We start from the raw sequence: 13,717 nt of genomic DNA on the forward strand, positions 1-13,717 counted from the left end.
ATTTAGCACCATTAACACATTAAGACGTTCTACTACAACAAGTATGCAATATGCCTGAATACGTATTTTTTCCAGTAGAAACAACGACAGCCTTTGCATTTCCACTAACGATATGTGAACCTTTAAAACATACATTTTCAAGCTCAAGTGGATTATAATCTTTCATCCGTTTTAATGGAATAAATCGTTTACGTTCAAGGTGATAGCAGCTTTCAAACTTCTCTATATTCGCTTCGTTTCCCGTTAACACAGACTCATTCACTAATAAATCATCTGCATAAATAATACGTACATCAGCCGGCACAGCATCTCCAGCCGAAAGAAAAATTATATCTCCAGGTACAAGTTCTTGCACTGGTATCTCCATCATTTTCAGTTCACTATTTAGCCCTGTACTACTAGAACATTCTACTCTAGATACAGTAATCGTTTCACGTTGTAATTCATTACACACACGTTGTTTTGAAAAACCTGGAATCATGCCACCAAGCTTCATCATTACTTCTGCGAGAAGTGCTCTTTTTGAAGTTAGTTCATTTCGGCCATATACTTGAATACGTTTTTGTGCCTCTTTCATTGATAGTCCGTCTCTTGTTGTTTTAAAATATGCAAATACAGATTTTACATCTCTTGTTGCAATTTCAATTAATAAATCTTTATTTTTTTGGAGCATTGTTTGTTCTTTTATTGATTTTTTACTTAGTTTATATGACGTGTTACCCACAGTTTTGTTTGCATATAACATATTATCGTCTCCTCCTTTACAACATAGGAAGAAACGCTTTGTTTCTCAATTTATCCACTTTACTGTGAAAGTGTCTCGCGTTTTATAAACGCTACATTATGATAAATATAGAGGGAGGAACAAATCGTTTCCTGCCTACATCATATATTTTTGATTTGAAGTATATGGGTAACGGAACCGAGTCAGAATTTGACATGCTCCTCACCTCCTCGTTTAATTTTATAGTTTATACTATGAAATTACTCATAGCTTGGTAACAAAAAAGGCCCCTACCCTTAAGAGAGTAGCGGCCATTACATACACAAATAAACGATTTCTAATATAATTAGAAATCTACGGACCTCTCCCTCACCGAGTTTTAGCACTGTATAGCATAGGTACATTACCAGCTACGTTAAGAAAAACCTTAATTCGATCATTCCTGTTGACCCATTGGCGTCTCTCGACATTTTTGGGCAGTAGCATTTCTCTATACAGGAGCCTCACCTAACAGAGACTTATTTTCATTACATTGAAAATGTTACTCTTATTTAAAATAGATGTCAACCGTAGCCTATAATTTTTTCAAAAGGTATGGCAAACTAACATATATAAAGTGAAACTTTAATCAGCCCTCACCAATCGGGCTTTTACGGGATAAAATAAAAAACTTTACGTTTAAACGTAAAGTTTTTAATAAGTTATACAACCAGCAATTACAATCCCAATTGAAATTGATAAAAACATAAGAAAAAGACCGACTGCTTGATTATCTTCTTCGAGACTTTTGTTTATATTAAAGCGTGGTGTAAGCCACTCAGCTAAATAAAAGACGATAATTTGAGCCAAAATCCCAACTGCTCCCCACGAAATCATATCAAGAAGTGAAATTGAATTAGCTGCTGTCGAATATAAAACAACAGCTAACCCAAGTAATCGTCCTCCAAGCACATAGCTTACCGCCTTATTTCCTTGGGCCATTAACTTAAATTCCTTTACTTTCGTTGTCACTTCCATCAAGAACAGACCTATACATAAAAGGCCGAGTGTTACTACTAAATATAATAAAAAATTAATCATTTTTTCCCCTCCTTTTTATACCTACCGGTAAATAGTACGATTCATTTCCTGTAATCTTTTCTCCCGCACGAATACCGATACTACTCGCTTTTCCAGCAATTAAAAACGAACCAAACACATATGACAGTTTCTCGATCCCTTTTTCTGTTTCCAAGGATACGACTGGCAGTTCGATATACTTTTGAAATATCGGCAGTGACGCTTTATATGTTTGGTGTGCATTTTGAAGCATAATATTTTCGTCTTTATCGCGAATCGTAATTGTATCTCCTTCTCTCCCAAATGAAGGTTTTTGAACGAAAGAACCTTTTCCTAAAAATAAATCTGGTTCTAAATATGTAGGTAACATATATTCTTTAATCCACTGTTGTTCCTCATTTGTATAAAAGGCCTCTTCTTCTGCTAACCCCCAAATAAGACACTGAATTGATTTTGGCTGAAGTAAAAATGCTGACAAAGGATTTATTATAAAAAGCTTTCCGGCTTTTACAAGTTGTAACAATTCCACACCTACCAAATCTCCTGTTTCAGGATCTTGATCCTCAATTAAATCTTCTATCGGATATGTTTGGCGATATAAAACATCAATCTTCGCCCCATCTTTATCGACTAGAGCATCCTTTGTAATTCTAAGTTCTGACATTGGCACTACTTTATTTTCAACATGGCATAGCTGACTTAAATACATAGTGGTATTCCAATCCTCGATATGTTCATGATGTGCTGTAAAAACAACATTTGGATTATCTAATCCCTTTGTCGCTTCCATTACTGCTTTCGTTACACCAGAAGATAGCAATCGTTCTTGATCCGAGTTTGGATCATCATAGCCTAGATTTCCACATACTTTCCCATTCATTTGAAAGCATTCCATAATAAAAGTTGGTGTATCACTATTAAACTCAAGCATTTTGATTTGGTTATCCTCTGTTACGGCAAAATCAAATCGCGAAATTACAGATTCAGGATAAAGCCCTTTCATTCTAATGAATGATAAGCTCGCAGGAGGAAAACCAAGCTCAAGAAGCTGTTCGTCACTTAAATTTCGCAAAAGTCTAGCAGTCTTAAAAAATATTTTACCCATTCGTTCAGTCGCTAAGTGTACTTGTTCCAAAGTCTGATTTGTTATAGAAAAAACATGAAACAAACTATACTCACATTCATATAAATCCGACCAAAAATTCGGATATTTTAAATAAAATTCTTTTCGATCCCTTATGTATTGCGACATATTTTAGCCCCCAAATCCTCCCTTTGAACCGCTTCCAATTCCACCTTTAAATTCAGCAGACGATTGATACGATTTAAACGCCGATGAATTTTTAAAAGTGGATTTATTTTGATAGTATCGTCCACCATAGAAGTAATGCCCACGATAACCTGAACTACTATCATCACACTGCCATACCCCAAGTTCATCATCCCAATCCCAATCAGAACAACTATTATCATTCGGTTTTGGGGGAAGATCTTGTGCGCAACCAAATAAAGTGCCAGTCATTAAAGACGTTACGACACCACCTACTAGCCATTTCGTTTTTGTCACCTTCGCACTCCCCTTTTTAAATTCTATTCCTATTATATAGGATGGCATGATAAAGTAGAAGAAAAAGGAAGAAGAGGGATTAAATGCGCTTAGAATATCGACTTAATGATGAAACGAAAGGGTATCCTGCTTTATGGAACTACGCCAATATTTCTAATTCTGAAATTATCGCACGCATGACTTGTGAATATTTTATTAAAGAGAAAAATACTTATGTTGTTACTGCAACTTCGGTTGATCCAGACGGAACAGCAGTTATTTATATTCAAAAAGAAGTTTTCACAAATGACCCTTCAGACCCTACATACTCCTACATCGGTTTTGAAATTAGAGAACTAAGTGAAACGAGTTCAAACATAGTAGATAGTCAAGATGTATGGAACTATGAAGAAATTTTACCATCTCTTCATTCAGATATTATATATATTCAGCGAGACGGCATGTCTATGGAGTTCTCCTTAGATTCAAGAGAGATTGATGAAGACAGAAAGTGCTACATTTATTACGGAAACTTCACAGGTGAATCAAGATAATATTGATATATCTATGCAACAAAAAAACCTTACGTATAAAACGTAAGGTTTTTATATAGCCCCACATATGCCGTTCTCTCTAGATGTCCATAAACCTGCTCTCACAGGTGGATGCTCTCACAAATGTTTGTAACTTCCTTCTTAAAAAGATGGCATGTTAGCTACATTTAAATATTGAACTTCCATATTAAACTTATTGGTTTAAGACATGCATAAGCTACGTACACCGTAGGAATTTTATATAAGGTTAGTTGAAATAAGACCCCCGCACGTGCCGCTCCTCGTAAATGTCCAAAAACCCGCTACTCGCAGGTGGATGCCCTCACAGTTACCGTACATCTTCCTCCACAAAGAAGGCTTGATGATGGTCGCTAAATATTGAGCTTCCGTATAACTAACATCGGTTTTAGACATAAATAAGTTACGCACACCGCAGGATGTATTATTTACTTGTCGTTATATTATCACATTGTTTCTAATGTGTAAAATACAAAGTTTTTCGAGCAATCTCTTGCTTGTGACCTTATTTTAATACAAATTATTTTTGCATGCAAGTGATTAATCTTCTTCTTTTGCAATTTGATTTTCTGGATAAGAAATCCAATCACTCCAGCTACCTGCATACAATTTTACATTTTGGAATCCAGCTAATTTTAATGCAACGATATTTGGGCACGCTGTAACACCAGAACCACAATATACAATTGTTTCCTTATCTTTCGAAAGATTTTGGAAGCGTTCTTGTTGCCCAGCTCCATTCTTAAATTGTCCTGATTGCAACATTCCATCCTTCCAAAAATGGTTTACCGCTGTCGGAATATGACCTGCTTTATGATCGACAAGTTCCTCGACACCAGCATAACGCTTTGGCTCTCTAGAATCAATTAATGTAACATCCGCACCTGCACGGATATTCTCTCTGACCGTTTCCATCGTTACAAGCATATGATCTTGTATGTTAGCTTTGAATGTTTTTCGTATAACAACAGGAATTTCCGTTGTTGTCGGTAGTCCATTCTCTTTCCAAGCCGGGAAACCACCATCTAATATATATACTTTCTCATGTCCTACATAGTTACATAACCACCATAAACGAGCAGCATTTGCACCGGCTTGACTGTCATACGCAATTACTGTCGTATGTTCATCAATACCAGCCTCCGAAAGCTTGTCTGCAAACTCCTCAATATTTGGTAAAGGATGGCGGCCACCATGTTCTGCTATAGGACTTGATAAATCTAAATTCAAATCAAAATATAACGCATGAGGAATATGTCCTTCTTCATACTTTTCTCTACCCCAATTAGGATTCGCTAAATCAAAACGACAATCGATTATACGGACATTCTCATCTTCTATATGCTCACGTAACCATTCGACTGTAACTATCATCTTTAACGACCTTCTTTCTCTTTCAAACGACTTACATACTCCATAACCATTTCTTCTGTAACATATTTACGCTGCAAGGTAATACCATTTTTTGCAAGATCATTAATTTGCTTCGTTACAACATTAATGACATCAACCGAAAATTCTTTCCCATTTGACGCAAGAGATACGGCAGCTTCAATAGCTGCTTCACGCTGTGCATCTAATTGTAAACATGCTTTTACACTTTCATTTTGTTTACGAGAATGTGCTGTAATTGCTTTATGTACTTCCATCTTCTCTTCCCCCTAAATAGTTATACGTTTTTATTCAATTCCATTGCAAGCCGGATCATATCACGACATACAATCCCATTTTCAATAATCTCTTCTTCATAATGCTTCGAAAAGTAATCAAAATCAATAGAAAAAATACGAAATCCACATTTTTGATATAAAGCAAGTTGTGAAACACTAGAATTGCCTGTACCAACTTCAAGTTTTGACATACCATATCCTTTAGCAGTTTCTACAGCATGCCTTAATAGCTTCTTCCCAATCCCTTTTCCTTGTAAATGCTCTGCAACCGCAATATTCATGATTTCCATCGTCTTTGGCCTTGTTTCCAAAAGAACATATACACCGATAACGCTCCCCCCCTGCTTAGCTACGTATGTTAATCCTCTTTGTACATATGTAGCTATTTGCCGTTCACTTGGATCAGCAAGTAGCAATAAAGACTTCGGTATAGCCTCTTTTGGAATACGTTCTATTACAACAGACATAAAAAATTCCCCCTTCTCTATTGTTCTAAACCCTCCTTGTCTACCATAAGTAATAGAAAGGAGGGATTCACCATGGACAACAATGAGAAAAAATGCAACGTCATCTCTATTGATGGAAAGAAGAAGAAAAGCGACACGTATTCCTATCCAAAATTAGTAGTTGAAAACAAAACATATGAATTTTCTTCATTCGTCTTATGCGGTGAAACACCAGATGGCAGACGACTCGTTCTTACTCATATGATTTCTACCGATGAATTTGCTGGATTTGTAAAATCTTTAGATACTGTACTGCAAAAGAAAATTGAACGAATCTTTTTCTCCTAACGACTATATAACATAAATTTCTTTTTCAATCTCTACTAACTGCTTTTGCAATTGTTCTTTACTTTGTTCATATAGAGATACATCAATCGTTTCAGCCAATGCAAACAATATACTTTCATAATAGTTCATCACATCTTGCTGCATCACTTTTTGGAATAAGTTCCACTTCATATCCCACTCTTGCTTATAATGATGAACAAATAAATCTTTTTCATCAGCTACATAGTTTGATACGAACGGTTCTAATACAGATTTAGCGTCTTCTTGCATAAAAGCTTTGTCATTCTTTTCAAAAAAGCTTTTCTCATTTTTAAAATGTGCCAGTGCTTTTTTGAAATCTTTTATTTCAACTGAAGGGAACGGTTCTTTATGTGTAATATCTTTATATTCATACTCCACTGTTCCATTCATAGAAATTGATTCATTTTCTACTTTACAGTTCACTACAATTTCGTCCTTTGCACGCTTCATCGCTTCGTCTATCCATTTTTCAAGGCGTAATGATGTCGCACGCATTTCTTGCAATAAATCATGCTGAATAAATGCTACTAAATCCATAACACACTGTTGCAATTGTGTTTTCACATTTCCATCCGTTCGAAGTGACGCCGGATTAATAAATTCAGTAAACACATCGTTATAGCGTAGGAATAGACGCTGTTGCACGTAATAAAGCAACTCTTTCACTTCATTTTGCATCGCCTGTTCTTCAGCAAGTACACTATATGATGAAATGATATGAAGTAGTTGATCACGCTCTGCTTCATATTTTTTCGTTTGCTTCTCTTTCTCTTCATTCCCCTGTTTTGCACCCTTTATCATGTTTACTAAAAGCTGATCTGCCCCTTGCAAAGCACCATATAGAGCATGCACAGAAACAAGCATTAAATCTCTCATCATAAAGGACGTAAATGATTCCTCAAACTTCGTAATCCCAGAGTTTTGTAAAATACCATACTTCTCTTTTTCAACATTCTTTCCTTGTTTCTCTTCAAGCGCACATAAACTTGAAATTGCAAATAAACGCGGATTTCTAATACCGTATTGCAGCAGCTGATCTGCGATATAACCTTTTACCATTTCAAGTTCTTCTTCAGACTCTGCTAAATCCGCCGCATTAATTAAGAAGAACATTTTATCAAGGGCAAAAGTATCCTTTACACGACCAAGCTGAATTAAAAATTCACGGTCAGCACGAGAGAATACATGGTTATAATATGTTACAAATAAAATAGCATCTGCGTTTTTAATATACTGGAATGCAACATCCGTATGGCGAGCATTAATAGAATCCGCTCCAGGTGTGTCTACAAGCGCTACTCCCTGCCTTGTTAAAGCACAATCATAATAAAGTTCCATATACTCAACGAAGCATGATTTCTCTTCATTCGCTACATAATCAGAGAACTCTTCTAATGTAACTTGTACTTGTTCTCCTAAATAAGTAGAAACTGCATCATACCCTTTTTGTACCGCTCGTAAAAAGCTAAATGTTGTTTTTTGCTTCCCAGTTGGTGAAGGATATTTCATAATTTTATCAATTTGTGCTAACGCTTCATCTAACGTAGCAATCTCATAATGAAACAGCTTATAAACAGCTTTCATATCTTCTAATAACGCTTGCTTTGATTTAAACTGAACAATTACTGTTCCGTGTGGTTTTTTCTCTGTAACCGGCAAAATTTGATTAATCGTTGCCGTCGTCGGGTTTGGTGATACAGGAAGTACTTTCTCACCGAGTAAGGCATTGGCAAATGATGATTTTCCAGCACTAAATGCCCCGAATAACGCTACTGTAAATTGTTTTGTTTCCACACGTCTTCTTTTCTCTATTACCTCTTGCTGTACATGTTTCAGCGCAGGCAATGGCTCTAATATCGTTTCAGCTTTTTTCACTTTCTCTAATATCCGCTGAATATTTAAAGCCGCCGTTCCTTTCAGCTCTTCTTCATGAACCGCTACGTTATTGTTTACGATTTCCTGCTCTTGTAGTGTAAATTTCTCACTAACAATTTGCTTTTCCCTTTGCAATATCTCATCTATTTGCAACCCTTCAGGCGTAGCAACATGATCGTGCCAAACATTTCGTAAATGGTCTTCATATGCCTCCAAATTGTTACTGTATTGTAATTGTGTTTCTTTCGCCGTTTGCAACATCGTATATGTTTCAATCTCTTCTTCAATACGAGCAACTGCTTCCCTTACCTTTTGCTTTAAAACGACCGCACTTTTATCAAAAATTTGCTGTGCTTTTATAAAATAACGTTTCTTCAGTTCATTCGCTACATCCGCTGTATAAAGAAGTAAGTAATCACCTGTGAAACCTGCACCTTGTTTAATTACTTCGGCCAACATTTCTGGTCCGAAAGCAATTTCTAACCCATATATGTCTTTCCCAACTTCCTCCGTGAACAATCCTTCTTCTTTTAAGAAGGCTACAATAAATTCCTTCACATGAAAATCAAGCTGCGTTTCAACAATTTTTTGAAGGGCAGAATAAAACACCTCTACACGTCTTTGTTTTTCTTGCTCCGTCTTTCCTTTCGAAAATAGCAAACCGACCTTAAATTTTGTTAATTTCGTTTCTAAATATGCATTTGCCAATTCTCTCATTTCAAATGGCATTAAATAAGCGTTATCTAATATAGCTTGTAAACCTTTTATAAATTCGTTTCTCACATGAGATTCTTTACTTGCCTCACGATTTTTCGCTTCCGTTAACTCTTCCTTCTTTTCAACTACCTCTGAAATAGAAAGTGGTGATGCTAACTCTTCCTCATATTTCAAAAGAGCTTTTTCATTTTCAGAAAAAATAAACGAGAAATGTTCCCCCATTAAATATTCTGTTTCTCGCTCCATTCCAGTCCTTACATACTGCTCTTTTTCTTTCATAATAGAAGTAATTAACGCTTCTAAGCTTCTAATTTCATTATGTGGATGGTTCATCATTTGTAATGACGTATAATAAACACCATCTACTTCAATATCCCAGTTAGAGAATGATTGTTTTACACTATCTTTATAATTCTCAAACGATAATTCATTTTCTTTATGTTTATCTATTTGATTTACAACGAGATAAACCGTTTTATTACGTTGTTTCAATTCTTTAACAAATTGTAAATTCACTTCCGATTGGACGTGATTATAATCCATCATATAAAAAATGACATCTGCCAGATGAAGTGTCGACTCTGTCGCTAATTGATGGGCATCATCTGTTGAATCAATCCCTGGTGTATCAACTAACATAACCCCTTCAGGAATTGGCGCGTCGTTTCGATAAATATGAACACCAATTACTTCATCGCCGTCTTTACAAATTTGTTTTAATTCTTCTGCTGAATATGCACCGTCATATTCGTACTGCTCTCCAGATTTAACCGTTACAACAACACGATCCATTCCTTTTTCAATTTTGACAACGTTAGCGCTTGTCGGAATTGGACTTGTCGGTAACAACTGCGCTTTATATAGATGATTCATCATCGTTGATTTCCCTGCAGAGAAGTGACCGCAGAACGCTATCATAAGCTGTTCTTGTTTATATTTTTGAATTACCTCAAACAACTTTAAACTATTCTCTGCATCGCCGTGTTTTTGCCACTCTTCATAAAAACAAACAAGTTTTTTCATACCGTTTGTCTGTACTATGTTTGTCATCCCCTTGTTCCCCTTTATCCAAGATGTATATACTTTTCCCCGCTATTTGCGAGTTCATAACCAGTGAGAGTTACACCTACCCATTGATTACAGTTTCACTTTACTATCATACTAAATTTTCAGCATATTCTCATTAAAAATAAAAAATCCCTTTCATTCTTTTTACAAATGAAAGGGATTTTATGTCATATCACTCATTTTGCTGTTCCTACTCCATTTAAAACATACTTCGCAATAACTGCATATACAGCGACTGTACCTGCTACTAATGCATATACCATAATTACGCACCAACCTTTTTTGATAATGATTATCACTTTTGAATACAGTTTATCATTAAAGAGAATCATTATCAACACTTTTCATAAAGAAAGCTCCTTATAAGAAGGAGCTTTACTGCCTGTTTTGAAAAAGGTTAAAACTTGTTGTGCACTCTTATTATATCTCATCCTACATAACTTAACAGTTTAAAAAAATGGAAATATCCCCTATCCCCTCCACCTTACATTTTGTATAATAAAAGGGAATTACTTAACAAGGAGGAAAAAAATGACACAAAATCTCACACAAGGCGAGAGGATACACTCCATTGATGTTATTAGAGGAATAGCTGTACTAGGTATTTTTCTTGTGAATTGGCCTGTTATCGCCGGGGTTGACTCACGTGATCTTTCAGGAATTTACGAAGGGATAGACAGCTACATTCGCCTATTTTACGATATGTTTATTCAAACGAAATTTTATACAATTTTTTCGTTTTTATTCGGATTAGGTTTTTATATTTTTATGAGTCGTGCTGAAGCGAAAACAGATCATCCAAAAATTTTATTTGTTCGCCGCTTATTTATTTTATTATTATTCGGTTTCTTACATTACGTTCTTTTATGGGACGGAGACATTTTACATACTTATGCGATTGCTGGATTTTTCTTATTTTTATTTTATAAGAGAGAACCTCGTACTATTTTAATATGGGCTATCGTTTTATTGAGTATTTTTCAATTCATTATGCTAATGGCTGGTATTACGGTTGCATTGGTACCAAAGGAAGAGCTAGGTTTTTCCTTACCTATCATGCCATTAGAAGACTGGCTGTCACAAATACAAAATCGTTTCCATGCATTTTACGCTGATGGAATTGGATTAAATTTACTTATGCTTCCAGAAACAGTTGGGCTATTTTTACTTGGTTTATACGCCGGCAAAAAGGATATTTTCCGCCGCACGAAAGAGTTAGATCCAAAACTTAAAAAATGGCAAATTATTATGTTCCTTTTAACATTACCAATGTGGTTCTTCATGGTCCGTTACTTCTTATCAAAACCATTTTATGAACCAATTTATATGCAGGTCTTTACAATGTTTAGCGGAAAAACGTTATTCATATTCTACATTTTCACTCTAATGCGTTTATTACAAAAAGAAAAATGGCAAACGTTATTACGTCCATTCCAATACGTTGGACGAATGGCATTAACAAATTACATCTCGCATACAATTGTTACATTACTTGTATTTGGTCTATTACTTAAAAATTATTATCCTGCTCCATTATGGGTTGGACCAATATTCTGCATTAGTTTCTACACGTTACAAATCTTTATTAGCCGCTGGTGGCTTTCACATTACCAATACGGGCCACTTGAGTACATTTGGCGTCTTGGTACTTACGGGAAAATGATGCCACTTAAAAAGAAAAGCAAGGTCTCATAACGAGACCTTGCTTTTTTACGCTTCTCTTACTGCATTTTGCATAGATACTGGCTCTTCTTCTACTTTCACTTTACGCTGCGGCACCATATTAAATACGATATTTAAAAGTACTGCTGACGCACTTCCAAGTACAATTCCGTTATCTGTTAAAATACGAATGTTTTCTGGAAGTTGTGAAAATAATGTAGGAACGACTGTTACGCCAAGCCCAATTCCGACAGAACATGCAACGATTAATAAGTTTTCTTGTCTTCCGAAGTCAACGCTACTTAACATTTTAATACCATATGCCATAACCATACCGAACATCGCTAACATCGCACCGCCCAGTACTGATTTCGGAATAATTGTTGTAATAGCTGCGATTTTTGGAATGAAACCAAGTGCGATTAACATACCACCGCAAGTATAAATAATAACGCGATTTCTTACTCCAGTTAATTGAACAAGTCCTACGTTTTGAGAGTATGTTGTATATGGGAACGCGTTGAAAATGCCACCTAACACCATCGCTAATCCTTCTGCGCGATAGCCTTTTGTTAATTCTTTTTCACCGATTTTTTTATTGCAAATATCAGATAATGCAAAGTATACACCCGTTGCTTCTACAATCCCTACACAAGCAACGAGAATCATCGTAATAATTGGTGTTAATTCAAATGTTGGTGTACCAAAGTAAAATGGTTGAATACCGTGGAACCAATCCGCCTCTCCAACCGCTTGCAAACTTACTTTCCCCATAAACGCTGCAACGATAGTACCGAACAATAGACCTAGTAAAATAGAGATTGAACGAATAAATCCATCAAAGAAACGATACATAATGATGATAAATAATAACACACCAAATGCTAATGCTAAATTTTCAAGACTACCGAAATCCTTACTTCCTACTCCTCCAGCCATATCATTAATTGCTGCTGGAACAAGTGTAACTCCAATTACAGTAACAACAGATCCTGTTACAACAGGTGGAAACAGTTTTACAAGTTTTCCAAATAATTTCGCAAAAATAACAACGAATAACCCAGCAGCAATAATTGCTCCATAAATTGAAGACACACCGTATTGTTTTCCAATCGCAATCATCGGTCCAACGGCTGTAAATGTACAACCAAGTACAACGGGAAGTCCTATACCGAAAAAGCGATTTGATAATGCTTGTAAAATTGTCGCAACGCCGCACATTAATAAATCAATTGAGACTAAATATGTTAACTCTTTTTGATTTAAACCAAGTCCACCGCCCACAATAAGCGGAACGATAATTGCTCCAGCATACATTGCAAGCATATGCTGCATACCAAGCGATGCAATTTTAAATGGATGCTGCTTCATCGTTTATTTCACCTCCGCAGTTTCTTGCTGTACAAATGTAACTGTGCCGTTATCAAGTGATGCAATTTCTGCTAGTGATTCAACACGAACGCCTTGTTCACGAAGCTTCTTTCCTCCATCTTGAAATGCTTTTTCAATAACAATTCCAATTCCTGCAATACTCGCTCCAGCTTGCTCTACTAAACTCATTAAACCTAAAGCAGCCTGACCGTTTGCTAAAAAGTCATCGATGATTAATACACGATCATTTTCATCGATATGATTTCGAGATAATGAAATTTCATTTGTTTCTTGTTTTGTAAATGAATATACGTTTGCAACGTACATATTATCTTGTAACGTTAACGATTTACGTTTTCGTGCAAAAATTACTTTTACACCAAGCTCTAATGCAGCCATAACTGCTGGTGCAATGCCTGAAGATTCAATCGTCACGATTTTTGTAATGTTCTCTTCTTTAAAACGTTTAGCAAATTCTTTTCCGATTTCTTGCATAAGTACTGGATCAATTTGATGATTTAAAAAAGCATCTACCTTTAATACGTCACCAGATAAAACCTTTCCTTCGTTCAAAATCTTTTCTTGTAATACTTTCATGTTTGTTCCCCCTCTTATGCAATAAAAAAACTCCAAAAGCC

General features: G+C 35.7%; 14 protein-coding genes, 2 other RNA genes and 1 riboswitch. Of the genes, 3 read left to right on the plus strand and 13 right to left on the minus strand.

Annotation, left to right across the window (positions count from 1 at the left end; genetic code table 11):
* Window positions 1-19: 19 nt before the first annotated feature.
* The 4 genes from HMAS_RS16270 to HMAS_RS16285 all read right to left on the minus strand — a co-directional run bounded on the left by HMAS_RS16270 (window position 20) and on the right by HMAS_RS16285 (window position 3,350).
* The gene (locus tag HMAS_RS16270; protein ID WP_061113345.1) at window positions 20-745 is read right to left on the minus strand and encodes a cation-transporting P-type ATPase; all 726 of its coding nucleotides are present in this window, start codon (window positions 743-745) and stop codon (window positions 20-22) included.
* A 335-nt stretch (window positions 746-1,080) separates the two neighbouring features.
* Window positions 1,081-1,246: riboswitch (M-box (ykoK) riboswitch) on the minus strand.
* 171 nt (window positions 1,247-1,417) lie between these two features.
* Window positions 1,418-1,804 carry a DUF350 domain-containing protein gene (locus HMAS_RS16275; RefSeq protein WP_000606868.1) on the minus strand — a complete coding sequence of 129 codons (387 nt, stop codon included), beginning with the start codon at window positions 1,802-1,804 and terminating at the stop codon, window positions 1,418-1,420.
* Complete coding sequence (locus HMAS_RS16280; RefSeq protein WP_000084947.1) at window positions 1,797-3,035, minus strand: glutathionylspermidine synthase family protein; 1,239 nt, start codon at window positions 3,033-3,035, stop codon at window positions 1,797-1,799. The genes HMAS_RS16275 and HMAS_RS16280 overlap by 8 nt, the downstream gene beginning before the upstream one ends.
* Before the next feature lie 3 nt (window positions 3,036-3,038).
* Window positions 3,039-3,350, minus strand: a complete 312-nt coding sequence (locus HMAS_RS16285) for a hypothetical protein (RefSeq protein WP_000169030.1) — start codon at window positions 3,348-3,350, stop codon at window positions 3,039-3,041.
* Between the two features lie 83 nt (window positions 3,351-3,433).
* Between HMAS_RS16285 and HMAS_RS16290 the strand changes: the two genes are divergently transcribed.
* Window positions 3,434-3,883 (plus strand): hypothetical protein, encoded by a 450-nt coding sequence (locus HMAS_RS16290; protein ID WP_001235526.1) that lies wholly within the window; start codon window positions 3,434-3,436, stop codon window positions 3,881-3,883.
* Window positions 3,884-3,937: 54 nt separating this feature from the next.
* On the opposite strand, the gene ssrS (HMAS_RS16295) is transcribed toward HMAS_RS16290, so the two are convergent.
* The 5 genes from ssrS (HMAS_RS16295) to HMAS_RS16315 form a co-directional block, all read right to left on the minus strand.
* A non-coding RNA gene (gene ssrS, locus HMAS_RS16295) (6S RNA) lies at window positions 3,938-4,121 on the minus strand.
* A 21-nt stretch (window positions 4,122-4,142) separates the two neighbouring features.
* Window positions 4,143-4,325: non-coding RNA, 6S RNA (gene ssrS, locus HMAS_RS16300), on the minus strand.
* A 116-nt stretch (window positions 4,326-4,441) separates the two neighbouring features.
* Entirely contained in the window at window positions 4,442-5,275 is an 834-nt protein-coding gene (locus tag HMAS_RS16305; protein WP_000637559.1) for a sulfurtransferase, read from the minus strand.
* Between the two features lie 2 nt (window positions 5,276-5,277).
* The gene (locus HMAS_RS16310) at window positions 5,278-5,550 is read right to left on the minus strand and encodes a YpbS family protein (protein WP_000451814.1); all 273 of its coding nucleotides are present in this window, start codon (window positions 5,548-5,550) and stop codon (window positions 5,278-5,280) included.
* A gap of 20 nt (window positions 5,551-5,570) precedes the next feature.
* Window positions 5,571-6,038, minus strand: coding sequence for a GNAT family N-acetyltransferase (locus HMAS_RS16315; protein WP_000117689.1), 468 nt, complete (start codon window positions 6,036-6,038; stop codon window positions 5,571-5,573).
* A 72-nt stretch (window positions 6,039-6,110) separates the two neighbouring features.
* Between HMAS_RS16315 and HMAS_RS16320 the strand changes: the two genes are divergently transcribed.
* Entirely contained in the window at window positions 6,111-6,365 is a 255-nt protein-coding gene (locus HMAS_RS16320; protein ID WP_000369740.1) for a DUF3931 domain-containing protein, read from the plus strand.
* A gap of 3 nt (window positions 6,366-6,368) precedes the next feature.
* Here the strand turns inward: HMAS_RS16320 and HMAS_RS16325 are convergent, their stop codons facing one another.
* Both HMAS_RS16325 and HMAS_RS28260 read right to left on the minus strand, forming a co-directional pair.
* Window positions 6,369-10,028 carry a dynamin family protein gene (locus HMAS_RS16325; RefSeq protein ID WP_116344923.1) on the minus strand — a complete coding sequence of 1,220 codons (3,660 nt, stop codon included), beginning with the start codon at window positions 10,026-10,028 and terminating at the stop codon, window positions 6,369-6,371.
* Window positions 10,029-10,222: 194 nt separating this feature from the next.
* Window positions 10,223-10,345: a hypothetical protein gene (locus tag HMAS_RS28260; protein WP_002023725.1), complete on the minus strand. Its 123-nt coding sequence runs from the start codon at window positions 10,343-10,345 to the stop codon at window positions 10,223-10,225.
* A gap of 232 nt (window positions 10,346-10,577) precedes the next feature.
* On the opposite strand from HMAS_RS28260, the gene HMAS_RS16330 reads away from it, so the two are divergent.
* Window positions 10,578-11,741 carry a DUF418 domain-containing protein gene (locus tag HMAS_RS16330; RefSeq protein ID WP_000193194.1) on the plus strand — a complete coding sequence of 388 codons (1,164 nt, stop codon included), beginning with the start codon at window positions 10,578-10,580 and terminating at the stop codon, window positions 11,739-11,741.
* Between the two features lie 15 nt (window positions 11,742-11,756).
* On the opposite strand, the gene pbuX is transcribed toward HMAS_RS16330, so the two are convergent.
* Together pbuX and HMAS_RS16340 are read right to left on the minus strand one after the other, a co-directional pair.
* Entirely contained in the window at window positions 11,757-13,079 is a 1,323-nt protein-coding gene (pbuX, locus tag HMAS_RS16335; protein ID WP_000809212.1) for a xanthine permease PbuX, read from the minus strand.
* Window positions 13,080-13,082: 3 nt separating this feature from the next.
* Window positions 13,083-13,676, minus strand: coding sequence for a xanthine phosphoribosyltransferase (locus tag HMAS_RS16340; RefSeq protein ID WP_000866483.1), 594 nt, complete (start codon window positions 13,674-13,676; stop codon window positions 13,083-13,085).
* Window positions 13,677-13,717 lie beyond the last annotated feature (41 nt).

It is taken from the genome of Bacillus sp. HMA207 (assembly GCF_003402455.1).
In the GTDB taxonomy this organism is placed as follows: domain Bacteria; phylum Bacillota; class Bacilli; order Bacillales; family Bacillaceae_G; genus Bacillus_A; species Bacillus_A cereus.

Excerpts from the sequence above, each read along its gene's own strand:
- HMAS_RS16270 (WP_061113345.1), bottom strand. The coding sequence starts at position 745 with ATGTTATATGCAAACAAAACTGTGGGTAACACGTCATATAAACTAAGT.
- HMAS_RS16275 (WP_000606868.1), bottom strand. The coding sequence starts at position 1,804 with ATGATTAATTTTTTATTATATTTAGTAGTAACACTCGGCCTTTTATGT.
- HMAS_RS16280 (WP_000084947.1), bottom strand. The coding sequence starts at position 3,035 with ATGTCGCAATACATAAGGGATCGAAAAGAATTTTATTTAAAATATCCG.
- HMAS_RS16290 (WP_001235526.1), top strand. The coding sequence starts at position 3,434 with ATGCGCTTAGAATATCGACTTAATGATGAAACGAAAGGGTATCCTGCT.
- HMAS_RS16305 (WP_000637559.1), bottom strand. The coding sequence starts at position 5,275 with ATGATAGTTACAGTCGAATGGTTACGTGAGCATATAGAAGATGAGAAT.
- HMAS_RS16310 (WP_000451814.1), bottom strand. The coding sequence starts at position 5,550 with ATGGAAGTACATAAAGCAATTACAGCACATTCTCGTAAACAAAATGAA.
- HMAS_RS16315 (WP_000117689.1), bottom strand. The coding sequence starts at position 6,038 with ATGTCTGTTGTAATAGAACGTATTCCAAAAGAGGCTATACCGAAGTCT.
- HMAS_RS16320 (WP_000369740.1), top strand. The coding sequence starts at position 6,111 with ATGGACAACAATGAGAAAAAATGCAACGTCATCTCTATTGATGGAAAG.
- HMAS_RS16325 (WP_116344923.1), bottom strand. The coding sequence starts at position 10,028 with ATGACAAACATAGTACAGACAAACGGTATGAAAAAACTTGTTTGTTTT.
- HMAS_RS16330 (WP_000193194.1), top strand. The coding sequence starts at position 10,578 with ATGACACAAAATCTCACACAAGGCGAGAGGATACACTCCATTGATGTT.
- pbuX (WP_000809212.1), bottom strand. The coding sequence starts at position 13,079 with ATGAAGCAGCATCCATTTAAAATTGCATCGCTTGGTATGCAGCATATG.
- HMAS_RS16340 (WP_000866483.1), bottom strand. The coding sequence starts at position 13,676 with ATGAAAGTATTACAAGAAAAGATTTTGAACGAAGGAAAGGTTTTATCT.